We start from the raw sequence: 24593 nt of genomic DNA, 5'->3' as shown, positions 1-24593 counted from the left end.
ACCACACCGTGCTCACCGTAGGCCGGGCAAACGCAGTGCCGCCCGGCGTGGCAGCATCAGCACAGTCACGCCCGGTGGCGCTACGCTTACCGGGCCTACAAACCACACCGTGCTCACCGTAGGCCGGGCAAACGCAGTGCCGCCCGGCGTGGCAGCGTCAGCACAGAAACGCCCGGTGGCGCTACGCTTACCAGGCCTACAAACCACACCGTGCTCACCGTAGGCCCGGCAAACGCAGTGCCGTCCGGCATTGCAACGTCAGCACAGAAACGCCCGGTGGCGCTACGCTTACCGGGCCTACACGAGGATTAGCCCAATACAGCCGTGCTCAGACGGCAGGTACAGCAGCGCCGTCCCTGCTCGTCAAATACCGCAATCTCCCAGCTCTGGCTCTGGCGGCTGAGGTGCAGCGGCTGGCAGACGCCGCGCACTTTCCCCTGCGACACCGGGCGGTGATGGGTGGCGTTCAGCTCGGTGCCGACCACGCACTGGCCGTCGCGGGTCATCAGGTAACCCGCCATTGAGCCGAGGGTCTCGGCCAGCGCCGCCGAAGCTCCGCCGTGCAGCAGGCCAAACGGCTGGTGGGTACGCGCATCGACGGGCATCTCCGCCTCCAGCAGGTCGTCGTCCAGCCGGGTATAGACAATTCCCAGATGGGCAACAAGGGTGTTGCTACTGGTAGCGTTGAGCTCATCAAGGGTGAGATGACGTTTCCAGATCATATTCAGGCTCCCAGCGTCGAGCCGCCGTCAACCACGATGTCCTGCAACGTGATATGGCTGGCGAGGTCGGAGGCGAGGAACAGAATAGTATTGGCGATCTCCTGCGGGCGGGCAATCTTGCCCAGCGGGATGCCCAGCTTAAACTGCTCGCCAAAGCCGCGAATGCGCTGCTGCTCGGCGTCCGCGCTGGTCCACAGCGTGCGCTGCATATCGGTGTCGGTGGAGCCAGGCGAGACGATGTTGCACCGCACGCCGCTGGTGGACAGCTCCAGCCCTACCGTCAGGGCCAGGCTCTTCAGCGCCGCCTTCGAGGCCCCGTAGGCGCTCATGCCGATGCGCGGCGTATGGGCAGCGTCGGAAGCGACGGTGACAATGGCCCCGCCCCGCTGGGTACGGAACTGAGCCATGGTCTGCTGGAAGAGGTTAAACGCGCCGCCGACGTTAACCGCCAGCGTCTGCTGCCAGTCGAGCAGGGAGAGCAGGTCCGTTGCCCCCATGCGGAGGATCCCCGCCGCATTCACCAGCACGTCGAGACGCGGGGTAGCGGCCAGCAGGCGCTGGCACACCGACGCCACCTGGTCGGCATTAGCGATATCCAGCTCCTCACAGGCGAAAGGATAGTCAGCCTGGCTGAAGTCACGATCGAAGCCGATAACCTGCGCTCCCGCCTCGACAAAGGCCAGCGCCGTCGCATAGCCAATGCCCTTCCCCGCCCCGGTAACCCACACGATCTTGCCGTTGAAATCCAGCCCGGCCACTATTCCACCTCGCGGGAGAGCAGCGCCCACCAGGCATCGATGGTGGGATTTTTCGCCAGCATGACAAAATCGATATCGCCGTAGACCTTACGCCAGCGCGCCGCCAGGGCCATCATCCGCACCGAATCGAGACCGTAGTCGATCAGGTTCTCGTCATCCATCGGCTCGTCGGACTCGTCGAGCAGCGGCAGCACCACGGCACGCAGCGCGGCTTTGCTTACCGGTACCGGAAGCAGATCCTCGGTCATCACCACCCGCCCGGAGCGCCCGGCAACGTAGTTCAGCGCCATCAGATGCTCGTCGCGGCTAAAGTCCGCCAGCGCGTCAGCCACCATAAAGGGCTTGATGTCGCGCATAAAGGCGTCGGTGGCGGTGGTCATGCAGCCGATGTGGGCATAGACACCGGTGATGAGAAGCTGGTTGCGCCCGCTCTCTTTCAGCATCTGCTCCAGCGGCGAGCGATGGAAGGCGCTGTAGCGCCACTTCACCAGCACGGTGTCGTTCTCGTCCGGGGCCAGGGCGGCAACCACCTGCTGCTCCTCCGGTTTTCGGGTCAGGCCCGGTCCCCACATGTCATTCAGCAGGGCGCGATCTTCATCGCTCTGCTCTTTCGGCTGGGCGGTGTAGTAGACCGGAATATTGTGCTGCTTGCAGAATTCACGCAGGGCGGCGATGTTCGCTACCACCTGGGCCATCATCGGGCAGTTTTCGCCCCAGAAGTTGATGAAATAGTCCTGCATATCATGAATTAACAGCGCGGCGCGCTCAGGCTCAAAGGCCCAGCTGACCTTGTTCTGCGGGATCTCGGTGGCCGCAGGCAGCGCGTAGCCGGTTAATTTTGGGATTGCCATACTCTCTCCTTTGTTACGCCTGTGACCGTTCGGCCAGCCGCAGACGCAGCTCTTTCTTATCGACCTTGCCGACCGGCGTTAGCGGCAGTGCGTCCACGCACTCCACGCGATCGGGCAGTTTAAATTCTGCGACGCCCTGCTCACGCAGGAAGCGGCGGATCTCCACGGGACGCACCGGCTGGGATACCACCAGGTACGCACAGCTCTTCTCGCCAAGCAGGCTGTCTTCCATGCTCACCAGTGCGGCGTGGATAATAGACGGATGGCGCAGAAGCAGATTCTCTACCTCTTCGGCAGCAATCTTCTCGCCTCCGCGGTTGATCTGATCCTTCTCGCGCCCCTGAACGGTGATATAACCCTGCTCGTCGATGGAGATCAGATCCCCGGAGCAGTAAAAACCGTTCTCGTCGAAAGCGCTGGCGTTGTGCTGCGGGCTATTGAAGTAACCGCGGAAGGTGTACGGCCCGCGCGTCATCAGGCGACCCACCTCACCGCGTGGAAGCGGATTGCCGTCGGCGTCCGCGACCCACACTTCATCATCCGGGCACATCGGGCAGCCCTGGGTATTGTTGATGCGCTCGATACCGTCATCAAGGCGGGTGTAGTTCACCAGCCCTTCGGCCATGCCGAACACCTGCTGTAGCTGGCAGCCTATCTCAGCCGGAATACGTGCGGCGAGGGTCGCGGAGAGCCGCGCGCCGCCTACCTGCAGCAGCTTGAGAGAGGCCAGCTGGGCGTTACTGCCCCACTCATGAATGGCTTGCAGCCAGAGGCTAACGGCAGGCGGCACCAGCGCGGTGACGTTAATCCGGTGCTTCTCAATCAGTGGGAAGCAGAGAGTGGCGCTGGGATCGGCGGCCAACACCACGCAGCCTTCGGCCAAAAAGACGCCGAGCGCACCGGGGGAGCTCATCGGATAGTTATGCGCCGCCGGTAACGCGCAGAGGTAGCGTGTCTGATTATCGAAATGGCAAATCTCATTGCTGCGGCGAATGCTGTAGTAGTAGTCGTTATGGGTACGCGGGATCAGCTTGGGCGTGCCGGTGCTGCCGCCTGAGAGCTGGAAGAACGCCACCTCATCGGCAGGCGTCGGCGCGTTGACGGCACTCTCCGCCGGACGGGCAATAGTCGCCTCCAGAGCACGCTCGCCTGCTTCGTTACGCAGCAGTACAACCTGCACAGAGCCGTGCTCTTCAACAAAACCATTCAGAAACTGGTCGTCATTAAACAGGGGGTGATCGCGGTCAGCCACCAGCAGCGCTGGTTTAATCTGTGCCGCATAGGCGTTCAGCTCGCTGCGCTGATGGCTGAACAGGGCGTTCACCGGCGCGACGCCGATTTTCAGCAGCGCAAAGAGGGTGATGTAGAACTCCGCCACGTTACCGAGCTGCACCAGCGCGGTGTCCCCCGCGCGAAGGCCTTTCGCCTGCAGTGATGCGGCCAGGTTATCCGCCGCCTGATTCAGCTGGCGGTAGCTAAACTCACGCTCGCCGTCGATCACCGCCAGTGCATCGCTCTGGGCGTGGCGGGTCAGAATATCGCTCAGGGGCAGATCCTGCCAGTAGCCTTTCTCACGGTAGCGCCGGGCAAATTCATCGGGCCAGCGGGTAAAGGGAATTGTCATGATTGCTCCTTAATGCAAACCAAAAACGTTGAGCATGGTGGTGAGTTTTACCCCGGTCTCGCGCCATTCGGCTTCCGGTGAGGAGGCTGGAACGATCCCGGCGCCGGCAAACAGGCGGACCTGGTTTTCGTGCAGGCGTGCGCAGCGGATAGTGACCACCCACTCGCCGTTACCGTCGGCGTCGCACCAGCCAACAATGCCGCCGAACAGGTCGCGGTTAAACGGCTCCAGCCCGGCAATCAGCTCTTTTGCGACCTGATGCGGGAAGCCGCTCAGCGCCGGGGTCGGATGCAGCAGACAGGCCAGCGTCAGGGCGTTCTCTTCCGCCTGCGCCACCCCCTCAATAGGGGTCGCCAGATGCCAGAGCGTCGGGGTATTAACCAGCTGCGGCGAGGCTGGCAGCGTCAGCTCACGGCTGCGAGGCGCGAGTACGGTTTTCATTGCCTGAGTCACCAGCTCATGCTCGTGGCGATCCTTTTCAGAGGCCAGCAGCTTGTTGCCCGCCTCGCGGTCCAGCATGTCATCCGGCTGGCGACGGGCAGAGCCGGCCAGCGGCAGCGAGCTAAAGTGCGATGCCTCTTTGCGCAGCAGCAGTTCCGGACTGGCACCCAGCAGCACGCCGCCGTCGGGCAGCGGCACGTGGAAGTTGAAGCTGGCCGGGTTCTGGGCAATCAGCCGCTCCAGCAGTGCTCCACCGTCAATGCGTTTGTCGGTAGTGATATCGATCAGGCGTGAAAGCACCACCTTATCCACCTGCGGGGTGGCGGTCAGGGCAGCGGCGCGGGCCACCATATCGGTAAAGACCGGGTGATCGGGAATGGCCTTACGGGTCACCACGTTGAGGGCGTCGCCCCCCTGGAAGTAGCGCGCAGAGTGCTGTTTCGCCGGACGGGAGAAGCTCTCCCAGCTGCGGGGGATAAACAGCGCGGAGGGCTGAGTAGTATCAAACGGAATGGCACCCACCACAATCGGCTTAGCGATCCCCTGATTTTTGGCCTCGCTGAACGCCTGGGCCAACGTCTGCTGGAACGCGCCGTTGAGGTCGTCCCCGCCGCTAGCCGGCTCGCTGATGCGCATAAAGCAGCCCGATGTGCTGAAGCTGCGATACGGCGACATAAAGAAAAATTGGTCTGATGCCAGCGTGTTCACGGTAAGCTGAGTCTCCTCCGCCAGTGACGAATCCATATCCTTCTCCGAAAACGATAAAAGTAGTAAGAATTATTATCATTTATATTTTGGTCGGTAAGCTAAGAGTTATCCCGAGCGATGTCAACCTCAGAGGACGCAGTTTTGTGCTGCTAAAAACTTGCATCCGGCGGCGCAATGATGAAAATGAGAAGCATTAGCCGCACAATAACAGGATGCACGCCGTGAGACTCTCCCCGTTTTCGCTTAAGTCCCTGCTGACGCTGGGCCTTTTTGTTTTAGGACTTTCTGTAGCCCAGGCCGCTGACTGGCCCCGCCAGATCGCCGACAGCCGTGGCGTTCATACGCTCGATCATAAACCCCTGCGCATTGTCTCCACCAGCGTCACGCTCACCGGCTCGCTGCTGGCGATTGACGCCCCGGTGGTCGCCAGCGGGGCAACCGCGCCGAACAACCGCGTCGCCGATGAGAACGGCTTCCTGCGCCAGTGGGGCGAAATTGCCAAAGCGCGCAAGCTGACCCGGCTCTATATTGGCGAGCCGAACGCCGAGGCGGTTGCTGCCCAGATGCCGGATCTGATCCTGATCAGCGCTACCGGGGGTGACTCGGCACTGGCACTTTACGATCAGCTCTCCGCGATTGCCCCGACGCTGATCATCAACTACGACGATAAGAGCTGGCAGACGCTGCTCACCCAGCTTGGAGAGATCACCGGCCAGGAGCAGCAGGCCAAAGCCCGGATTAGCGATTTTAATCAGCAGCTGGCGAAGGTGAAACAGCAGATGACCCTGACCCCGCAGCCGGTAAGCGCTCTGGTCTATAACCCGGCGGCGCACAGTGCCAACCTGTGGACCGCAGACTCGGCCCAGGGGCAGCTGCTCTCGCAGCTCGGCTTTACCCTCGCCACCCTGCCCGGCGGGCTGCACGCCAGCCAGAGCCAGGGCAAGCGCCACGATATCGTCCAGTTGGGGGGTGAAAACCTCGCTGCCGGGCTGAACGGCGAGGCGCTGTTCCTCTTTGCAGGCAATGAGAAAGATGCCGAGGCCATCTACGCTAACCCGCTGCTGAGCCATCTAAGCGCGGTGCAAAATAAGCGCGTCTATGCTCTCGGCACCGAGACCTTCCGCCTCGACTACTACAGCGCCACGCTATTGCTCAAGCGCTTCGCTACTCTGTTCAGTTAAGCGTCAACGGGTGGGCTGTGGTGAAAACGCCGCAGCTCACCCAGCACCAGAATCAGTACCGCCCCCGTCACCGCCAGCACCACCCCGCCGACGCTGGCCGAAGCCGCAGGCGTCATCGCCACGCTCATCCCGCCCAGCAACGCCGCACCAATTGCATCCCCGGTGACGTTCTGCGCCGTCCACAGGCCGTTGATCCTGCCCAGCATCGCCTCTGGCGTCTGGGTTTGCAGCAGGGTGTACTGTAATAGCGAGCTGATGGCGCTCAGCCAGCCTGCCAGAGCCAGCAACAGCACCCCCAGCGGCCAGACCGGCATCAGGCTAAACAGGGCGATGGCGACAAAGGCCCCAAGGGTGGAGAAAAGGATAATCGCGCCAGGGCGCGGGCGCTGGACCAGATTGCCGCTGGTGAGCGCTCCCAGCGCCGCTCCGAGCGGCAGGGCCGCGTAGAGGATACCAATCTCGGCGGCTGACATCTGCCAGTGGATTGCCAGTGCCGGATAGAGTACGCGCACGGCGCTGGCCATCGTCAGCAGACCGCCCAGCAGAGCGATGCCGCCGATCAGCGGGCTACGCAGCAGGAAGCGAAACGCCGCCAGCAGCGATTTTAACGGGTGCTCACGGGGCTGGGGCGGCGGCGGCAGCTGGGGCAGACGCAGCAGGGTCAGGGTGGTGATAAAGGTTCCCGCAGCCGCCAGGGCGTAGTTCCACACCACGCCGCCGGAGGCGAGGAGCAGGCCGCCAAGCATCGGCGAGATAACCGATCCGAGGCGCACGGTAAGCATGGTGATCGCTCCGGCCTGCATCAGGTTCTCTCTTCCTACCAGCGCCGGGGTCGCCGCCAGCAGCGCCGTCACCCCCAACGCGCCGAAAAAGCCGTCCCACAGGCCGAGCAGATAGATCGCCAGCAGGGAGGGTTCGGGTAGCATGGCATTAAGGCAGAGACCAATAAAGCCGATACCGCAGGTGCCACGCGCCAGCAGGATCAGGCGCTTGCGCTCGTAACGGTCCGCCAGCACGCCGCCGACCATCAGACCGATAAACATCGCCCCGCCGGTGAGGGTTACCGCCAGTCCCACCAGCCAGCTCGAGTGGGTCATAGCCTGGATCTGCACCGGCACGGCAACGCCGAGCAGCCCCAGCGACACGATCGAGATAAAACGAGCAATAAAAACAGCGCGAAACGCGGGGTGGGTTCTCAACAGGCTGACGTTAATCAGCCAGGATTGTCGGGTCATAACAAAGCCTTAATGCGAACTTTTGATACCAGTTTTCAGGCCGCACATGCTAACATATCGCAATAAGATCGATAACGATAATTACTATCATTATCACGTCAGGGACGTTGTTATGTCGCTTTCCGTTAATCCGGCACGCCCGTGGGTCGTGGGCGGATTATTGCTACTGCTGCTGGTTGCAGGCGTGCTCAGCTTGCTGATCGGGGCCAAACCACTGCCCCTCTCCGTTGTAATGGATGCCCTCTCTGGCACCTGCCAAAGCGCCGACTGCACGATTGTGCTTGATGCCCGCCTGCCGCGCACCCTGGCCGGGCTGCTGGTCGGCGGCGCGCTGGGCCTCGCCGGGGCGCTGATGCAGACCCTGACCCGTAATCCCCTCGCCGATCCCGGTCTGCTTGGCGTTAACGCCGGAGCAAGCTTTGCCATCGTGCTCGGGGCAGCGCTGCTGGGTCTCTCCTCTCCCACCGAGCAGCTGGCGCTGGCCTTCTGCGGTGCGCTGGCGGCCTCGCTGGTGGTGGCTTTTACCGGCAGCGCGGGCGGCGGGCAGCTGAGCCCGGTGCGCCTCACCCTGGCGGGCGTTGCGCTGGCGGCAGTGCTGGAGGGTCTCTCCAGCGGCATCTCCCTGCTTAACCCGGACGTCTACGACCAGCTGCGCTTCTGGCAGGCTGGCTCCCTCGACGTGCGTACCCTGCGAACGCTGCGTATTGTACTGGGTCCGGTGCTGGTCGCCGGGGCGATTGCCCTGCTGCTTAGCCGGGCGCTTAACAGCCTGAGTCTCGGCAGCGATACCGCCACCGCTCTCGGCAGCAGGGTAGCCCGCACCCAACTGCTGGGTCTGCTGGCCATCACCGTGCTGTGCGCCAGCGCCACCGCCGTCTCGGGCCCCATCGCCTTTATTGGCCTGATGATGCCGCATATGGCGCGCTGGCTGGTGGGGGCCGATCACCGCTGGTCTCTGCCGGTGACCCTTCTCGCCACCCCTGCCCTGCTGCTGTTTGCCGATATCATTGGCAGGCTGATCGTGCCGGGCGAGCTGCGGGTGTCAGTGGTGAGCGCCTTTATCGGCGCGCCGGTATTGATCTTTCTGGTGCGTCGCCACCGTCGGGGAGGTGCAATGTGATCGCCCCCTCCCGTCGTTTACTCTTTAGCCTCCTCCTGCTGACCTGTGCCAGCGTGATGGTGGCCCTGTGGAGCCTGTGCAGCGGCACGGTGCCGCTCTCTCCCGGTCAGGTGCTGGCCGCCTTTACCGGCGATGCGCCGCGGGGCGTTACCCTGGTGGTCAACGAGTGGCGTCTGCCCCGGGTGCTGATGGCGATCCTTATCGGCGGCGCGCTGGGGGTCAGCGGGGCCATCTTTCAGTCGCTGATGCGTAACCCGCTGGGCAGCCCGGACGTGATGGGCTTTAACACCGGGGCCTGGAGTGGCGTGCTGGTGGCAATGGTGCTGTACGGTCAGGATCTGACCGCTATCGCCTTTGCAGCGATGGCCGGAGGGATCCTCACCTCGCTGATCGTGTGGGCGCTGGCCTGGCGCAACGGCATTGAGACCTTTCGCCTGATCATTATCGGCATCGGCGTTCGCGCAATGCTGATCGCCTTTAATACCTGGCTGTTGATTAAGGCCTCGCTGGAGACGGCCCTCACCGCCGGGCTGTGGAACGCCGGCTCGCTCAACGGCCTGACCTGGGCAAAAACCTGGCCCTCCGCGCCGATCCTGCTGCTGATGTTTGTCTGCGCTGCGCTGCTGGTGCGGCGGATGCGGCTGCTGGAGATGGGCGATGACAGCGCCTGTGCGTTGGGGGTGAGCGTGGAGCGCTCGCGGCTGATGCTGATGCTGGTGGCCGTAGTGCTGACTGCGGCGGCGACCGCTCTCGCCGGACCGATCTCCTTTGTGGCGCTGGTTGCGCCGCACATCGCCCGACGCATTAGCGGCACGGCGCGCTGGGGCCTGACCCAGGCGGCGCTCTGCGGCGCGCTGCTGCTGCTGGCAGCCGATCTCTGCGCCCAGCAGCTGTTTATTCCCTATCAGCTTCCGGTCGGCGTGGTTACCGTAAGCCTGGGCGGTATCTACCTTATCGTCCTGTTAATCAAGGAGTCCCGCAAAAAATGACCGATTTAACAGCCCGTCTGTGCGGGGACCGGTTAACGCTCGGCTACGGTAAAAAGGTGGTGGCGGACGATCTCTCCGTTGCCATTCCCGACGGCCACTTTACCGCCATTATTGGCCCCAACGGCTGCGGCAAATCGACCCTGCTGCGCACCCTGAGCCGCCTGATGACGCCCACCCAGGGGCACGTCTACCTGGACGGCGAGCAGATCCAGCGCTTCAACAGCAAAGAGGTGGCGCGGCGTATCGGCCTGCTGGCGCAGAATGCCACCACGCCGGGGGATATTACGGTGCAGGAGCTGGTCTCCCGCGGCCGCTATCCGCACCAGCCGCTGTTTACCCGCTGGCGGCAGGAGGACGATCGCGCCGTGCAGCGGGCAATGGAGGCCACCGGCGTGGCAGATCTCGCCTTGCAGAGCGTGGATACCCTCTCCGGCGGCCAGCGCCAGCGGGCATGGATAGCGATGGTGCTGGCGCAGGAGACGGCGATTATGCTGCTGGATGAGCCGACCACCTGGCTGGATATCAGCTATCAGATTGACGTGCTGGAACTGCTTAGCGAGCTGAACCGCGAGCAGGGCTATACCCTGGCGGCGGTGCTGCACGATCTGAACCAGGCCTGCCGCTATGCCACCCATCTGATTGCGCTGCGGGACGGGAAAATTGTGGCCCAGGGTGCGCCGAAGGAGATTGTGACGGCAGAGCTGATTGAGGCCGTCTACGGGTTACGCTGTATGATTATCGACGATCCGGTGGCGCATACGCCGCTGGTGGTGCCGCTGGGCAGAAGATGACCCGCCGATTTTAATGCCGGGTGGCGCTGACGCTGACCCGGCCTACCTAACCCGTAGGCCCGTGAAAGCGCAGCGCCGCCGGGCATTTATGCTGACTCCAGCACCATCTCCGGGGCAACCGGCGGTAAAGTGCGCGCCAGCATCGCGTTGCGCAGCAGAACGATACCACCGGCAACGATAATACCGACTAATCCCATCAGAATGGTAATTACCGCTTTGCCCTGACCATCTTTCTTCATCGGCAGTGACGGTGAGAGCTGATATTTAAATGGTGAGAATTCAATGACTTTAACGTTCAGCTTCTGCAGCTGCTCGACATGATATTCACGGGTGCGCAGGTCGGCATTGAGGTCGGCAATATCCTTCAGCGATTTTTCAATGCGCAGTTTTTCCTGGATACCGTCTGCGCCCAGCGTAATAGAGAAGTCCGGATCGTCATTCACCACCTGGCCGTTGCTATATACCGGTTTTTTGATGCCCGCAGCGTTGGCGACTTCCAGCGAGTAATTAAGACGCTGGATTTTTGTATCACGCTGGTTAGTCAGACGAACGCGATCGAGATTTAGCTTCTCCTGCTCGAAGCGCGTTTTTAGCGCCAGCGTATTACGGATATTATCCGTGGTCTCGTTGACCACTCTCGCCGCGACATAATCGATATAGCCTTCCAGAACCTCTTTCGCATCGTCAGCCGTTGATGCAGTAAAGCCAAGCGTCCAGGAGGTAAAGGGGGCTTCAACGGGGCTTTTTGGCGAAGCATTATCAACGATCTTCACTTTTTCTGTCAGACGGACGACCGCGCGCTGAAATTCTAGCGAATCGGGAGTGAGATCGGGATAATGAGACTTCATATAAGATGAGTTGCTGAAATACTCTTCCTGCAACGACTGCGAACTAAAAGTCTTTATGAACTGGTTAAAAACATCAGCCTGGTTGACCGGTGCCTCTACGTCCAGCACCTGAAGCTCCATCAAAACCTGCTGCAGAGCGTGCCACTGCGTCTGTTCTGCCGGGGTAATGACCGCTTCGCTGGTCCATTTCTGCGGCAGTACAAAGGAAATTAACAGACCAATCACGGCAAATACTGCGGCTATGGTGATAATTTGTTTTTTAGCTGTCCACAGAACATCAATAAGCGTAAGTAAATCAATTTCCTGAGTGCGATGAGGTTCGACAGGATAGTGGCGGAGTTGCACTTCATTATCCTGTTTAATTTCTAACGATGACATCTATAAACTCTACCCTGATTTGCTACGAAAGCATTATTTACATCTTCCCTCTATGATAATACTAAATGAGATTAATCTGAACTAAGATTTGGATTTGGTAGTCACGCCCACCATATATAGTAGGCGTGACTGTCTATTAATTAAGCAGCCCTGCGACCAGGGGTCCAATAGCCGTAAATACCGCCGGTGAAATAATATCTACGTGGGCGCAGTCCTGGCGATATACGTCCAGCTCATTCACCCAAGGCAACCAGACCCGCTGCGGATCCATCCCGGCTGGCAGCGTGCGCTCGGCGACAAACAGCGTCGCTTTGCCATCAAACGGCATACTGTGGGCGGTGGTCAGCAGCCGAACCGCGTCGCCATAGTTGCCTTCGATAGCGTTAAACAGCTCGCCGGACGCCTGTCCCTGCTGGGCGGCGAGAAACGCCTCCCGCTCGCGGTTAATCTCCGCCAGCACCTCGGGATCGAGACCGTTAGCCTCTTTCTCTGCCCAGTTCTGCGTCTCCGGGGGCCAGGTATCCAGCAGCCCAAGGAAGGCTACCGCTTCGCCGCGCTGGCGCAGCCGGGCAGCAATCCCCTGTGCCAGCGTGCCGCCGAGGGAGTAGCCAAACAGGTAGTAAGGTCCGTGTGGCTGCTGGACGAGCAGCGTTTGCAGGTGCGCCTCACACACTTCATCCAGCGAAGCAGCGGTAGCCATCGGCCCGGCCGGGCGCGGCGACTGAATACCGACGATTGACCAGCGCGGATTGAGATAGCGCGCCAGCACGCTAAATTGCCAGGCAAAACCAGAGGCCGGATGGAAGCAGAACAGCGTCGGACCATGGCCCTCCCGCAGGGGCAGGATTGTTTCGTAGCCAAGATTTTGCAGTCGCCCGTCCTGCGCATCGCTCTCCAGCAGCGCGGCAAGTTTCTCCACGCCAGAGGCGACCATCACCTGCCCCGCCGTCACCTGACGATTAAATGTCTGGCTAAGCCGCGCCGCCAGCCGCATGGCCAGCAGTGAGTGGCCACCGAGGGCAAAGAAGTCGGCGTTGACGTCATCTATCTTGCAGGCCAGCAGCTCGGAAAAGAGCTGTGCCACCGCTATCTCCGTGTTCGTCTCTGGGGCACGTCCACCCGATGCAGCCGCAGGCGTCGGCAGCGGCAGCGCCTTCCTGTCCAGCTTGCCGTTGGCGCTAAGCGGCAGCGCATCAAGCTGTACCAGCGCGGCGGGCACCATATGCGGCGGCAGCTGTGCTTTCAGCTGTTCAATCAGGGTGGACGTCTCCAGCGGCTGGCCCGAGGCCGACACCAGATAGCCCACCAGCTGGCGTGCGTCGCCACCGATCGCCGCCGCCTGGTTAAGCACACAGGCGTGGGTAACCGCCTGCGCCACGTCCGGCAGCGTTTGCATGACGCAGTCGATCTCTCCCAGCTCGATGCGCTGACCACGAATTTTGAGCTGATCGTCGCTGCGGCCAAGGTACTCCACCGCCCCGTTTTCCAGCCAGCGAGCCACGTCGCCGGTGCGGTACATCCGTTCGCCAGCGACAAAGGGATCGGCAATAAAGCGGCTGGCGGTCAGGTCGGGACGTCCCAGATAGCCCTGCGCCAGCTGGATGCCGGTCAGGTAGAGATCTCCCGCCACGCCCGGCGGCAGAGGCTGCATCATGCCGTCCAGGATACGCAGGCCGGTGTTCCAGACCGGATAGCCGATCGGCACGCTGGGGCCGGTGACCCCGGCCAGCGCCTCGCCATAAGCCGGATACCAGCTGACGTCGACCGCCGCTTCCGTCGGGCCATAGAGATTATGCAGCGGTGCACCGGTGAGGCTTTCCCACTCGCGGCAGAGATCCGTTGGCAGCGCTTCACCGCTGCAAAAGACGTTGCGCAGCGTGCGGCAGCTCGTCTGCGCCCTGTCCGGCGTCAGAGAGGCGACAAACGCCGCCAGCATCGAGGGGACAAAGTGCGTAGTGGTCACCCCGTAACGGGCAAAAAAGTCCTGAAGCGCCTGAGGATCGCGGTGCGCCTCCGGCTCCGCCATTACCAGCTTCGCCCCGGCGATAAAGGGCCAGAAGAACTCCCACACCGAGACATCAAAGCTGCACGGCGTCTTTTGCGCCACGACATCCTGCGCCCCGAGCGGATAGCTCGCCTGCATCCACAGCAGACGGTTGACGATGGCCGTCTGCCCTACCATCACCCCTTTCGGGCGGCCCGTCGAGCCGGAGGTAAAGATGATATAGGCGGTATGTTCCGGTCTGGAGAGCGCCAGCGCGGGTGCGTTGGTCACCGGCAGCTGCGCACTGTAGCAGAGGTGGGCGAGCTGCGGGATCGCACTAAACCGCGCAAGCTGATCCTCAGCGGTGATCAGCAGCCGCGGCTGGGCATCCTCCAGCATCATATGCAGGCGGTCGTCCGGGTAACCGGTATCCAGTGGTAGCCAGGCGGCGCCTGCCTCGACAATCGCATGCAGGGCCAGGGTAAGGAAGACCGAACGCGGCAGCGCCACGGCAACGCTGTCTCCGGGCCGAACGCCGCGCTGGCGTAAAACCTGTGCCAGGGCGACGACCTGCTCGCGCATCTCGCGGTAGCTGAACTGCCAGCGGGCATCCGCCAGCGCCGGAGCGTTGGGCGTTTTTTCGCTCTGGGCCGCGACAAGGGCGCTAAGGGTAGTGGCAGGCAGGTCGACGCTGGTGTCATTGATACGGTCAATCCTCTCCCGCTCCGCTGGCAGAATAAGCGCCGCCTCACCGCAGCGCAGGGCCGGGTTATCGGCAAACTGGCGCAGCAGCGCGTCCAGCCTGGCGGCATGAGCGGTCAGCGAGGCTTCATCATAGCGCTGGCGATTGGCGAGGATCTCCACGGCAAGACCGCCCTTCTCATCCGGAATGAGGGCGATCTCCAGGTCGTTAACCGGCCCGGTTGCCAGGGTATGGGTTGTTCCCGCCGTTCCATCAATATTCAGTTGGTAGTCAAACATCTTCACGTTGAATACCGGGCCAAACAAGGCGCGATCGCCTGCTCCCTGTCCGCTGTCGCGCACAATCTGCTCTGCGTCATAGCGCTGATGGCGGCGCATCTTTTTCAGCCGGGCGGCAAGCTTCTGCGCCAGCGCGGCGAGGGTTTCCACCGGGTCGATGTTCACCGCCAGCGGCAGGACGTTGAGCACCGGGCCGGTGGCGCAGAGGGCGGCGGATCCCATCCGGCGCATAAAGATAAACCCGGCGGCATAGTCCATGCGTCCGCACAGGCGGGCCAGCCAGAGAGAGACCAGCGCGAGGGCAAGATCTGCTGGCTGGCAACTGCCGCTCTGTGTCGCAAGCCGGGAAAACGCCTGGCCGTCGAGAGTCAGCTTCAGGCGCAAAATATCAGCGGTAGAGGCGCGTCCCGGCAGCGGACTGGCGGAGAGCGACACCGGCGGCGGCAGGCTCTGGCTTACCTCACGCCAGTAAGCCGCGTCCCGGCCATACGCTTCGCTGTCGCGGTAGCGCTGGTACTCCTCTACCACATCGGCAAAGGGGGTAAAAGGCGATGCCGGTGCCGGTTCGCCGCGCCGCCATGCGCTATAGATGGCGGCAATATCTCGGGTAATGGCCGGGAAGCTGAAGCCATCTACCAGCAGGTGATGGTAGCGCTGATACCAGTACCAGCGGCGATCCCCGAGGCGCAGCAGCGCATGATGGCATAGCGGCTTACCGCCATCGACGCGCAGGTTCTGGTCCAGATCGCCCTGCATAATGGCCAGCGCCGCCGCGTGAGGATCGGCGTTGGCGCGCAGATCGTGAATAGCGGGCTGCGCCAGCGGCATGGATTCATCGATCCACTGGAATACCTCGCCGTTGTCTTCGACAAAGCGGCTGCGCAGGGTATCGGCATGGCTCATGCCGGTGATGATAGCCTCACCGAGCAGGGCTTCATCCAGCTCGCTGTCGTCGATGACAATATAGTGCGCTACGCTCCAGGCGTTAGGCAGCGTGGAGAGCGTTTCCGCCATCCAGATCCCGGTCTGGGCCGCCACCAGCGGCAGACGTTTCGACATGCGTTGCTCCTTAACGTGTATAGTGCGCAGGGGTTAAGTTCTGCCACTGTTCCGCCAGCCAGGCGTGGCACGCTGCCTGCGGCTGGGGCTCGGTAATAGCGTGCCAGCCCTGCGGCAGTGCACACTGCTGTGGCCACAGGCTATAGCACTGCTGCGCGTTTTGCAGAATGTAAAACTGCCCCTCTGGATCGTCGAAGGGATTACTGAACTCCATACCACACTCCTGTCGTGGAAAAAGGCGCTATCGCCCGGCGTCTATGAGCGGCTGCCAGAGCGTCATCAGCCCTGCGGTCAGCCCGCCGCGCCAGCACAGCGCGTCGTGTCCGCCGTCGGTCGGACGCCAGAAAAGCGCCGCTGTTGTCGGCTGCAATAGAGAGTAAAGCGTCTGGTTAACGCCAAAGATGAGCGGTTCACGCGCCCCCGCCTCCAGCACGATGCGCAGGTTCTGCGGCTGAAGGCAGCCGGTTTTTAGCTGCTCGATAATCACCCCATCCTGCTGTGCGCCGCGATGCGGCCACCAGTAGGAGCCTGATTGACTGAGCACGCAGCCAAAGCGTTCCGGCCAGTTCAGCCCGGCATACAGCGAGGCAAGGCCGCCAAAGCTCTGTCCGGCCACCACCGTCCGGGACGGATCGTCACTAAAGGAAACATGGGTTTTAATCTGCGGCAGCAGCTCTTCCTGTAACGCCAGCCAGAAGTCTGAATTACAGGGCAGCTCGCGTCCGCGCTGGGTGTTATCGATTGAGTCGACCAGCAGATAGACCGCAGGCGGCAGTTTGCCTTCCCGGGTAAGCGCGGCAAGGGCGGGCCAGATGGGCATACTCTCAGCCCAAAAGCGGCCGTCAAGCAGCACCGCCAGCGGACGCTCGGTAGCGTTCTCGTCACCGGTGGTGTAGATCCAGACCCGGCGTTTATTGCCCAACCGGTCGCTGCGCCAGTGGATGCAGGTCGGTGGCGTAAAGGGCGTATCCTGCGGGGCGTGCCAGCCCGGCTGCTCCGGCGCGTCGGGCATCTCCAGGGCCGATACCGCATGGCCGCGCCCACCCCGCCACGACAGCGGATTGAACGGATCGGCAACGGCGTGGGCCAGCAGCCTACGCCAGCCTTCGCGCAGGGCAACGCGATCCGGCATGTCGCCAGTGAAGGCCGACTCGGCAAAATCCTGCTCATTTTCGGAAGGGATCAGGCAGTAGCTACCGCGCCAGCTCGCGTTAAGCGAGGTTTGCCAGAACCAGACGTCGGTTCCGGGGATGCGGCTCAGGGACTGTGGCCTGGACCGTTGATGATGATCAGTGACGCCGGTGATGTAGATCCACACATGTCGTATGGCAGAAGTGGTTTCAGCCCCCGCCGGATCGCGCCACCAGAAGGTGACCCGGCAGATCTCATCACTCTCACGATACCACTCAGGCCCCTTTTTGGCCTCCCACCAGGCATCGCTACCTGTTGCTCGCGTCATCACCTAATTAACCCCGTACTGATTGCGGCATTTTTTCAAATGTAAGAAAAATTATCGATAATATTATTGATAACTATTTGCATTTGCAATAGCGTATTGGCGCGCTGTGGGAAGCGCGTCTTTCACATAATCATGCCATTAGCCGCGTGCGTTCAGGGAACCAGGACGTGTAGAGGCCTTCTGGCGACCAAAACAGGTAATGCAATGAATAACAAGATTAAGTCCCTGGCCTTGTTGGTCAATTTGGGTATTTACGGGGTAGCACTACCGCTTCATGCAGAGGAGTCCCCCGCCGGGGACGACACTATCGTTGTGACCGCCGCCGAGCAGAATCTGCAGGCTCCCGGCGTCTCCACCATCACCGCCGATGAGATCCGCAAAAATCCACCTGCTCGCGACGTCTCTGAAATTATTCGCACCATGCCTGGCGTTAACCTTACCGGAAACTCCACCAGCGGCCAGCGCGGCAACAGCCGTCAGATCGATATCCGCGGCATGGGCCCGGAAAACACGCTGATCCTGATCGACGGCAAGCCGGTCACCAGCCGTAACTCGGTGCGGCTGGGCTGGCGCGGCGAGCGTGACACCCGGGGTGATACCAGCTGGGTACCGCCGGAGATGATCGAGCGCATCGAAGTGATCCGCGGCCCGGCGGCGGCACGCTACGGCAACGGTGCCGCGGGCGGCGTGGTTAATATCATCACCAAGAAATCCAACAGCGAGTGGCACGGGGCGTGGGATACTTACCTCAATGCGCCGGAACATAAGTCGGAAGGTTCAACTAAGCGTACTAACTTCAACCTGACTGGCCCGCTGGGAGGCGATTTCAGCTTCCGTCTCTACGGTAACCTGGAGAAAACCCAGGCCGACGCCTGGGATATCAACAAGGGCCATGAATCTGAACGTACCGGCAGCTACGTGGGCACCATGCCGGCCGGGCGTGAAGGGGTGACTAATAAAGATGTGAACGGTCAGCTGCGCTGGGATTTTGCTCCCATGAACTCGCTGGAGCTGGAGGCGGGCTATAGCCGTCAGGGGAACCTCTACGCGGGCGATACCCAAAACACCAACACCAACGCGCTGGTAAAAGAGAATTATGGCAAAGAGACCAACCGTCTCTATCGCCAAAACTACTCTCTGACATGGAACGGCGGCTGGGATAACGGCATTACCACTACCACCTATGCGCAGTACGAGCACACCCGCAACACGCGTAATAACGAAGGCCTGGCAGGCGGCACGGAAGGGATCTTCTCCGACGAGAACTTCTCGAATATCGATCTTGCTGACGTTCTGCTGCATAGCGAGGTTAGCCTGCCGCTGGATCTGCTGGTAAACCAGACGCTGACGCTGGGCACCGAGTGGAATCAGCAGCGCATGAAGGATCTGGCCTCTAACACCCAGTCTCTGACCGAAGGCGGCACCATTGCCGGAGTCGATCCCGCCAACCGCAGCCCCTACTCTCAGGCAGAGATCTTCTCCCTGTTTGCGGAAAACAACATGGAGCTGACCGACAGCACCATGCTGACGCCAGGCCTGCGCTTCGATCATCACACCATCGTTGGCGATAACTGGAGCCCGTCTCTGAACCTCTCCCAGGGGCTGACGGACGACATTACCCTGAAAATGGGCATTGCCCGCGCCTATAAAGCGCCAAGCCTCTATCAGACCAACCCGAACTACATCCTCTACAGCCGCGGCCAGGGCTGCTACGCCAGTGCCGGTGCCTGCTATCTGATGGGGAATGACGATCTGAAAGCAGAGACCAGCATTAACAAAGAGGTGGGGCTGGAGTTCAAGCGCGACGGCTGGCTGGCGGGGGTGACCTGGTTCCGCAACGACTATCGCGACAAGATCGAAGCGGGCTACGCGCCGATTGGTAAAGCCTCTAAGGCATCCACGGATATTTATCAGTGGGAGAACGTGCCAAAAGCGGTCGTAGAGGGGCTGGAAGGCACGCTCAACGTGCCGGTGACCGATACGGTGAACTGGACCAACAACCTGACCTACATGCTGCAAAGTAAGAACAAAACCACCGGCGATCGTCTCTCTATCATTCCGGAGTATACGCTGAACTCGACGCTGAGCTGGCAGATCCGCCAGGACATCTCAGTGCAGTCCACCTTCACCTGGTACGGCAAGCAGCAGCCGAAGATCTATAACTACAAAGGCAACCGTGCAACGGGCAGCGAAACCGATGAGGTGAGCCCATACAGCATCGTTGGCCTGAGCGGCACCTGGGATGCGACCAAAAACGTCAGCCTGACGGCAGGCGTGGATAACGTCTTTGACAAACGCCAGTGGCGCGCGGGTAACGCCCAGACCACCGGTAACGACACGACGAAGTCCTATATGTACGGCGCAGGTGCAGCGACCTATAACGAGCCGGGCCGTACCTGGTTCATGAGCGTGAATACGCACTTCTAATCAAAAGCAGCATGATATTGTGCGCCTCTTCTCAATGAGGAGGCGCGATACCGCGTCTCTCTTTATTATCCCACCCTCGTATTAAAGACACGATAACTTACAATTTAAGAAAACTCTCAGATTGCTCTGTTATTCAAGTTTGGCTACATTGTCCTTTTTTAGACAATTCATATAGATCACGTTTTAGACTTTAAAAAAATAATTATTAATAAGATGCTGGTATTATTAGCATTATTTAAACACAGTATAAAATGTTACGGCATGTTAAAGAATTGATAAAAAAGCATCAATCACAGCAAATACTTATTAATTCTAATCTTTTTATCTCTACTCAAAAAAATAGACTATGTATATTCTCTTAAATAAATGGCGACTCGATCCATCGCTAAACGCGTTGGTTCACACCGAAACGGGCGAGATTCAGCGCCTGGGCGAATTTCATTACATTTTGCTTGAAACGCTGGTGACTCATGCTGGCGAGGTTTTGTCACGTAACTATTTGATCAATGCAGTATGGAAAAACCGGGTAGTAGGCAATAATAGCCTGCCGACGGCTATCTATGCCTTACGCGCAGCGCTGGGCGACGACGGTCGCCTTCAGGAGATCATAAAAACGGTCCCGAAGAAAGGTTATGTTTTTAATAAAGATTTTATTACTTACCTTGATACCCTCTCTATAGCAGAAGAGATGGAGAAAAAGGATAACGAAGCACCGTCGTCGGAGCTATCTCACGCACCGCCCGAGAGAAGTCGGTGGCCTGGCAGCAAGTTTAATAAAGTTTTTATTATATCTATTATCATTATTCCCATAATATATTTATTAATTAAACATTATGCATCTTTTATAGGTAACCATCAAAAAATAACTTCCCCTGTCGTTCACAGCGGATTGACTTTGAAAGATGAGACCAGTAAGAACTATCCACACATCAGAATTTACCACCTGCACTCAGGCTATGACCCGGGCCATGCGGCTCAGTTGGAAAAGCACATGCCTGATGCGCTGCGATCTATTAACCAGATGCTGCAGACACAGCGGATGAATGCGGTTTTTTATTACAGTGAATCGATTCCTAAGCTATCGATGAGTTTTATCGTTCAGGATAATTGCCATCACCAATATCAATTAATGATGGGCATCCAAAATTGGCAGAGTGGCATACAAAACTTGAACACTGTTGTTTATCAAGCAGCTGAGAAAATTATTAATGAAATACCCGTATGTCAATAGCGCTTTTTTGCGTTTAATATTCACACTGTCAATGATTTACTGCCCACTGTCGGCAACTGCCGCCATTGTGCGAACGGAGGTCATATTTTATGATTTAGCGACGACAAACCAGCGCAGCTACACTTTCGGCATGATCCCGACATCTGACGGTGCACAGGTTACGATGCATCGTAATGACGATAAGTTCTCCTTATCAACGGAAGTCGCCACCTGCTTCCACACCCGAGCCTCCGTTGAACCAGAGGAGTATATGTGGCTAAAAAAGAGAGATACCCAGCATTCCGATCCGGCTCTTTTATCCTTTCTGAACTTTACCCAGGATAACCGGCTGCGTGTGGCGATGAAGCCCCTGGCGAATGCGCAATCTCTTCTGCTGGATAAAGATAGCCTCACCGTGCTGGTGGTAGATCCCACCATGATGACGCTGGGCACAGCGGGCTGCCAGCGCTAGCCGAGCAGGTTTTGCACCGTCAGCGCCGGAAGATTGGCCTGGCCATTCACGGCCTGAGCCAGAGTATCGTAATGGTGGCAGGCCCAGCCCAGGGTCTGCCCCAGCGCCGCCGAGGCACTCTCCGCACTTTGCGCTTCAGGAAAACGCGCCATGACATCCATACGCTGGCGCGCTTTCTCCTGGGCCGATGCCAGCAGCTGACGCTGCTCCCCCACCTGGTTAAGCACGCTCTGCACCATGCCCTGAAGCCCGTCACGCTGCCCCGTTGCCAGCGCGGCGCTTAATGCTTCGGCAGGTGCAGAGATGGCCTGAAGACTAAGCCGTCGGGCATGCTCCCCTTTCGCATCAGCGACTGAAAAAGAGCGCTGCATCTGCGGCCAGCCAGCTTCATCGACAGCAAATGTCCACTTCCCCTCGCTATAGCGCGACATAACGCCAGTTCGCTGCAGGGCATTCTTTATCTGCATAAGCGGATTAAGCGCATCGTCCGGGTTAGCCAACGACACGGCAGCCAGACGCCGACCCCGCCCCGCCTCAACGCTGAACATCAGCGATACCGGCTCTCTATCACCGCTGAGTAGCTCTGCCAGCTCCGGTGCATGAAACGTCACCTGCGCCTCCCCCTGCAGCACCGGCAGCAGCAGCCGATCCACCCGACCGGCCGAAAGCTGAACCCGATTAGTCAGCAGATCCGCCAGCGCTGCGCTGTCCGCCCCACGCTGCCCGCCGCCGGATGATGCATGGCGCTGGTTCAGCAGCGCGTTCTCCAGCCGGAAGAGATAGCTGTCGGCCTGCTGGAGAACGGTTAGCTGATCGTTGAGCTGAACGCTATAGCGCTGTGGACGGAGGGCGATCAGCGGCGAGGCGGGGTACTCTTCCCGCTCTGTACGCTTTAGACTCGGCTGGATCTGCGCCCGATCCCTTATCTGTGCCGGAGAGAGCTCGCTGCCTGAAGCGCGTGTCGTTGTCTGTAAACCAACCTGCATGGTCATTCCACTGAAGAGTATTAAATGGCGTTAAACAGCGAGAGATCGCTGACTTTAGCGTAAGTTTTCATCGTCGCCTCCATCGCCAGCTGCAGGCCGGTAAAGGTCACCGTTGCCGGACCATAGTCCAGATCGCCAAGCTGGCCGATCAGCACGCTGTTGGTGTCGGCCACGCTGGTCTGCGCATCGCTTAACATCGTCAGGGTATTCTGGCGTTCGCCAAGGCTGGCAATGGCGCTGTTAAGCGATTCCGACGCTGCGTCGAGCGTGTCAATGGCGTGGGTGATATCGCTCTGCACCTGCGGGTCTGCCGGATCGACATTAGGATCCTGTAGCTCTGCCGCCAGATCGCCCAGAGTGTTAAATACGTTCAAATCTGCGCCAAACATGTCGCTTACCGTCACGTTAGTCTCCATCTCAACGCCGCTGGCGACGGTCGCCGTACGGTGTTCGCCATTACCTTGATAAACGTACTCGTCCGGCTCGCCGTCGCCGTCGGTATCGTCGTAGCTAACGGGGGGCATATCGTTTTTGGTGCCGCCAAAGATATAGTGGCCCTGCCCATCCTGATAGTTTAAAGAGGCCATCATCGACTGCGTCAGAGAGGTTATCTCCTGACCGAGGCTTGCCAGCGTCTCCGGGGTGCTAGTGCCGTTCGCCGCCTGAAGCAGATCGTCACGAATGGCCAGCATGCTGTTATTGATGCCGTCAAGAATGCTCTCCTGCTGGCTCAGGGTTGCTGAAACCGCATTGATATTGCTCTGATACTGCTCGATAGCAGACTGCTGGCTGTTAAGCTGATTGATACGGGTGGCGGCGATAGGATCGTCCGAGGGCAGGATCACCCGCTGACCGGTAGCCATCTGGGTCATCACGTGCTCCAGCTTGCCGGAAAGCTCGGTAAAGCCGTTAGTCATCGAGGTATAAGATTGTTGGGTGCTTACGCGCATAGAAGATGATTTCCCGCTGGATTAAAACATCGCCAGCACGGAGTCGAAAATCTCCGCGCCGGTTGAGATGACTTTTAGATTGGCCTGGTAGACCTGGGTATAGGTGATGAGATTAACCGCCTCCTCGTCCATGCTGACGCCGCTCACGCTGCTCCGCTGGTTCTGCGCTTCGCTGTAGACATTGCTTGCTGCCTCGGCCTCCGTCTGGTTCTGACGACTGTAGATGCCAATGTTGCTGATGATGCTGGTACAGGCGCTGCCAACGGTAACCGTACCGAGGTTAGCGATCGTCAGCGGCTGGCTGGCAATGTTAATCAACGCCTGTAAATTATCGCCGTTACCAGAGGCATCTGGATCGCTGGAGAAAGCCAGCTCATCAGCGGTAATATCAGGGTTAACCATCAGCGGGCCGTCCGGGCTATCCGCGTCGTAGATAAAGAGCGGTGCGCCCGGATTGCCGTTAAGATCGTATCCCGCCGCCAGCTGGTCGTTAACCGCGACGGTAAACTGCTGCGCAATGCTGTTAATGGTTTCAGTGAGCGGATCCAGCACGTTGTGCTGATAGTCAAAGAGTGCTCCCAGCGATCCGCCGGTCTCCATCGTCATGCCGTAGGTTGTTCCAGCAAAGGTCAGCGTCAGGCTCTGACTTCCGTCGTCACCGCTCTCCAGCTGGATGGTGGAGCTCTCCTGTCCGCTCACCAGCGGCTGGCCATTTTGTAGCGTAATATTGTAGTTACCCCTGTCGTCGATATTGACCTGGATATCCAGCATGCCGCTGAGCTGCTCTACCATCTGGTCACGGGCGTCGTACAGCGCCGAGGCGTTGTCACCGTTCGCTTCGGCTTCGGCGATCTGCTGGTTATAGCCCGCAATGCCGGCGGTCAGGGTATTGATCTGCGAAATGGCCGCCTGCTCCTGGCTGGCCATCTCGCTGCTCTGGGAAGCTATATAGCTGCTGGTGTTATTAAAGCGCAGCGCCAGAGCGTTCGCTTCGCTCAATACCTGCTCGCGCAGGGCAGGATCGTCCGGCGTGGTAGAGGCCGCGTTCAGCGCCGCAAAAAAGTTATCAAAACCGGCGCTGAGGCTGCTGCTGTCATCACTCAGTACGGTCTCCAGCTGCGTCAAATACTGCTGCTGGGTGGTGTAGTAGCCATAGTCGCTGGCGGCAAACCACACCTGATTAACCAGGTACTGATTCGATACGCGGCAGATGCTGTCAACCTGCACGCCGTTGCCCGCACTGTTCGGCGCCCCTGGGCTTGCCCCCATCGTGCTGGTCTGTGCGACCTGCCGCGTATAGCCAGGCGTCATGGCATTGGCCGTATTCTGCGCGGTAACGTTAAGCTGCACCTGCGCTGCCGATGCGCCGCTGTAGCCAATGTTGATCATATCCATATTTCAATTCTCTTTGCCGGGTTG

Annotated in this window: 20 protein-coding genes; 7 read left to right on the top strand and 13 right to left on the bottom strand. The window is 59.7% G+C overall.

The window, feature by feature from the left end:
• Window positions 1-308: 308 nt before the first annotated feature.
• From entH to entC, 5 genes are read right to left on the bottom strand one after another with little or no spacing between them, the layout of a single operon-like run.
• Window positions 309-722 (bottom strand): proofreading thioesterase EntH, encoded by a 414-nt coding sequence (entH, locus tag RTM13_RS07735; protein WP_312211477.1) that lies wholly within the window; start codon window positions 720-722, stop codon window positions 309-311.
• A gap of 2 nt (window positions 723-724) precedes the next feature.
• Window positions 725-1480: a 2,3-dihydro-2,3-dihydroxybenzoate dehydrogenase EntA gene (gene entA / locus RTM13_RS07730; protein ID WP_312211475.1), complete on the bottom strand. Its 756-nt coding sequence runs from the start codon at window positions 1478-1480 to the stop codon at window positions 725-727.
• Window positions 1480-2331 carry an isochorismatase gene (locus tag RTM13_RS07725; protein ID WP_312211473.1) on the bottom strand — a complete coding sequence of 284 codons (852 nt, stop codon included), beginning with the start codon at window positions 2329-2331 and terminating at the stop codon, window positions 1480-1482. The genes entA and RTM13_RS07725 overlap by 1 nt, the downstream gene beginning before the upstream one ends.
• A 13-nt stretch (window positions 2332-2344) precedes the next feature.
• Window positions 2345-3955, bottom strand: a complete 1611-nt coding sequence (gene entE / locus RTM13_RS07720) for a (2,3-dihydroxybenzoyl)adenylate synthase EntE (RefSeq protein ID WP_312211471.1) — start codon at window positions 3953-3955, stop codon at window positions 2345-2347.
• Between the two features lie 9 nt (window positions 3956-3964).
• A complete protein-coding gene (entC, locus tag RTM13_RS07715; protein WP_312211469.1) occupies window positions 3965-5140 on the bottom strand; it encodes an isochorismate synthase EntC in 1176 nt (391 codons plus the stop codon).
• Between the two features lie 185 nt (window positions 5141-5325).
• Here entC and fepB point away from each other — a divergent pair, with 185 nt between their 5' ends.
• Window positions 5326-6285, top strand: a complete 960-nt coding sequence (fepB, locus tag RTM13_RS07710) for a Fe2+-enterobactin ABC transporter substrate-binding protein (RefSeq protein ID WP_312211468.1) — start codon at window positions 5326-5328, stop codon at window positions 6283-6285.
• On the opposite strand, the gene entS is transcribed toward fepB, so the two are convergent.
• Entirely contained in the window at window positions 6282-7520 is a 1239-nt protein-coding gene (entS, locus tag RTM13_RS07705; RefSeq protein WP_312211467.1) for an enterobactin transporter EntS, read from the bottom strand. The genes fepB and entS overlap by 4 nt on opposite strands.
• A gap of 112 nt (window positions 7521-7632) precedes the next feature.
• Between entS and fepD the strand changes: the two genes are divergently transcribed.
• The 3 genes from fepD to fepC are packed head-to-tail and all read left to right on the top strand — an operon-like array spanning window position 7633 to window position 10420.
• The gene (fepD, locus tag RTM13_RS07700) at window positions 7633-8640 is read left to right on the top strand and encodes a Fe(3+)-siderophore ABC transporter permease (protein ID WP_312211465.1); all 1008 of its coding nucleotides are present in this window, start codon (window positions 7633-7635) and stop codon (window positions 8638-8640) included.
• The gene (gene fepG / locus RTM13_RS07695) at window positions 8637-9629 is read left to right on the top strand and encodes an iron-enterobactin ABC transporter permease (RefSeq protein WP_312211463.1); all 993 of its coding nucleotides are present in this window, start codon (window positions 8637-8639) and stop codon (window positions 9627-9629) included. Before fepD ends, fepG begins: the two co-directional genes overlap by 4 nt.
• On the top strand, window positions 9626-10420 hold the full coding sequence (gene fepC / locus RTM13_RS07690; protein ID WP_312211461.1) for an iron-enterobactin ABC transporter ATP-binding protein: 795 nt from the start codon (window positions 9626-9628) through the stop codon (window positions 10418-10420). Before fepG ends, fepC begins: the two co-directional genes overlap by 4 nt.
• An 86-nt stretch (window positions 10421-10506) precedes the next feature.
• Here the strand turns inward: fepC and wzz(fepE) are convergent, their stop codons facing one another.
• From wzz(fepE) to fes, 4 genes are all read right to left on the bottom strand, one after another.
• Window positions 10507-11646, bottom strand: a complete 1140-nt coding sequence (gene wzz(fepE), locus RTM13_RS07685) for an LPS O-antigen length regulator Wzz(fepE) (protein ID WP_312211459.1) — start codon at window positions 11644-11646, stop codon at window positions 10507-10509.
• Window positions 11647-11782: 136 nt separating this feature from the next.
• Window positions 11783-15670, bottom strand: coding sequence for an enterobactin non-ribosomal peptide synthetase EntF (entF, locus tag RTM13_RS07680; RefSeq protein ID WP_312211457.1), 3888 nt, complete (start codon window positions 15668-15670; stop codon window positions 11783-11785).
• A 10-nt stretch (window positions 15671-15680) separates the two neighbouring features.
• Window positions 15681-15884 carry an MbtH family NRPS accessory protein gene (locus RTM13_RS07675; RefSeq protein ID WP_312211455.1) on the bottom strand — a complete coding sequence of 68 codons (204 nt, stop codon included), beginning with the start codon at window positions 15882-15884 and terminating at the stop codon, window positions 15681-15683.
• 27 nt (window positions 15885-15911) lie between these two features.
• Entirely contained in the window at window positions 15912-17129 is a 1218-nt protein-coding gene (gene fes, locus RTM13_RS07670) for an enterochelin esterase (RefSeq protein WP_312211454.1), read from the bottom strand.
• Between the two features lie 204 nt (window positions 17130-17333).
• Here fes and RTM13_RS07665 point away from each other — a divergent pair, with 204 nt between their 5' ends.
• From RTM13_RS07665 to RTM13_RS07655, 3 genes are all read left to right on the top strand, one after another.
• Window positions 17334-19556 (top strand): TonB-dependent siderophore receptor, encoded by a 2223-nt coding sequence (locus tag RTM13_RS07665; RefSeq protein ID WP_312211452.1) that lies wholly within the window; start codon window positions 17334-17336, stop codon window positions 19554-19556.
• A gap of 346 nt (window positions 19557-19902) precedes the next feature.
• The gene (locus RTM13_RS07660) at window positions 19903-20787 is read left to right on the top strand and encodes a transcriptional regulator (protein ID WP_312211450.1); all 885 of its coding nucleotides are present in this window, start codon (window positions 19903-19905) and stop codon (window positions 20785-20787) included.
• Window positions 20788-20950: 163 nt separating this feature from the next.
• Window positions 20951-21238: a hypothetical protein gene (locus RTM13_RS07655; RefSeq protein WP_312211448.1), complete on the top strand. Its 288-nt coding sequence runs from the start codon at window positions 20951-20953 to the stop codon at window positions 21236-21238.
• On the opposite strand, the gene RTM13_RS07650 is transcribed toward RTM13_RS07655, so the two are convergent.
• Genes RTM13_RS07650 through flgK form a run of 3 tightly spaced genes read right to left on the bottom strand, consistent with a single transcriptional unit; the run spans window position 21235 to window position 24569 of the window.
• Entirely contained in the window at window positions 21235-22224 is a 990-nt protein-coding gene (locus RTM13_RS07650) for a flagellar hook-associated protein (RefSeq protein ID WP_312211446.1), read from the bottom strand. The genes RTM13_RS07655 and RTM13_RS07650 overlap by 4 nt on opposite strands.
• Before the next feature lie 20 nt (window positions 22225-22244).
• Window positions 22245-23174 (bottom strand): flagellar hook-associated protein FlgL, encoded by a 930-nt coding sequence (gene flgL, locus RTM13_RS07645; RefSeq protein WP_312211444.1) that lies wholly within the window; start codon window positions 23172-23174, stop codon window positions 22245-22247.
• Window positions 23175-23195: 21 nt separating this feature from the next.
• Window positions 23196-24569 carry a flagellar hook-associated protein FlgK gene (flgK, locus tag RTM13_RS07640; RefSeq protein ID WP_312211442.1) on the bottom strand — a complete coding sequence of 458 codons (1374 nt, stop codon included), beginning with the start codon at window positions 24567-24569 and terminating at the stop codon, window positions 23196-23198.
• Window positions 24570-24593: the final 24 nt, after the last annotated feature.

Source organism: Pseudescherichia sp., assembly GCF_031979925.1.
Taxonomy (GTDB): Bacteria; Pseudomonadota; Gammaproteobacteria; order Enterobacterales; family Enterobacteriaceae; genus Pseudescherichia.
The sequence above is the reverse complement of the archived record's forward strand: the minus strand, read 5'-3'. Positions and strand labels throughout refer to the sequence as shown.

Bases quoted from the DNA above. Each gene is read 5' to 3' on its own strand.
- RTM13_RS07665 (WP_312211452.1), top strand. From the start codon at position 17,334: ATGAATAACAAGATTAAGTCCCTGGCCTTGTTGGTCAATTTGGGTATT.
- flgK (WP_312211442.1), bottom strand. From the start codon at position 24,569: ATGGATATGATCAACATTGGCTACAGCGGCGCATCGGCAGCGCAGGTG.
- entE (WP_312211471.1), bottom strand. From the start codon at position 3,955: ATGACAATTCCCTTTACCCGCTGGCCCGATGAATTTGCCCGGCGCTAC.
- fes (WP_312211454.1), bottom strand. From the start codon at position 17,129: ATGACGCGAGCAACAGGTAGCGATGCCTGGTGGGAGGCCAAAAAGGGG.
- RTM13_RS07655 (WP_312211448.1), top strand. From the start codon at position 20,951: ATGCATCGTAATGACGATAAGTTCTCCTTATCAACGGAAGTCGCCACC.
- fepC (WP_312211461.1), top strand. From the start codon at position 9,626: ATGACCGATTTAACAGCCCGTCTGTGCGGGGACCGGTTAACGCTCGGC.
- RTM13_RS07650 (WP_312211446.1), bottom strand. From the start codon at position 22,224: ATGCAGGTTGGTTTACAGACAACGACACGCGCTTCAGGCAGCGAGCTC.
- entS (WP_312211467.1), bottom strand. From the start codon at position 7,520: ATGACCCGACAATCCTGGCTGATTAACGTCAGCCTGTTGAGAACCCAC.
- fepD (WP_312211465.1), top strand. From the start codon at position 7,633: ATGTCGCTTTCCGTTAATCCGGCACGCCCGTGGGTCGTGGGCGGATTA.
- entF (WP_312211457.1), bottom strand. From the start codon at position 15,670: ATGTCGAAACGTCTGCCGCTGGTGGCGGCCCAGACCGGGATCTGGATG.
- RTM13_RS07725 (WP_312211473.1), bottom strand. From the start codon at position 2,331: ATGGCAATCCCAAAATTAACCGGCTACGCGCTGCCTGCGGCCACCGAG.
- flgL (WP_312211444.1), bottom strand. From the start codon at position 23,174: ATGCGCGTAAGCACCCAACAATCTTATACCTCGATGACTAACGGCTTT.
- RTM13_RS07675 (WP_312211455.1), bottom strand. From the start codon at position 15,884: ATGGAGTTCAGTAATCCCTTCGACGATCCAGAGGGGCAGTTTTACATT.
- entC (WP_312211469.1), bottom strand. From the start codon at position 5,140: ATGGATTCGTCACTGGCGGAGGAGACTCAGCTTACCGTGAACACGCTG.
- entH (WP_312211477.1), bottom strand. From the start codon at position 722: ATGATCTGGAAACGTCATCTCACCCTTGATGAGCTCAACGCTACCAGT.
- RTM13_RS07660 (WP_312211450.1), top strand. From the start codon at position 19,903: ATGTATATTCTCTTAAATAAATGGCGACTCGATCCATCGCTAAACGCG.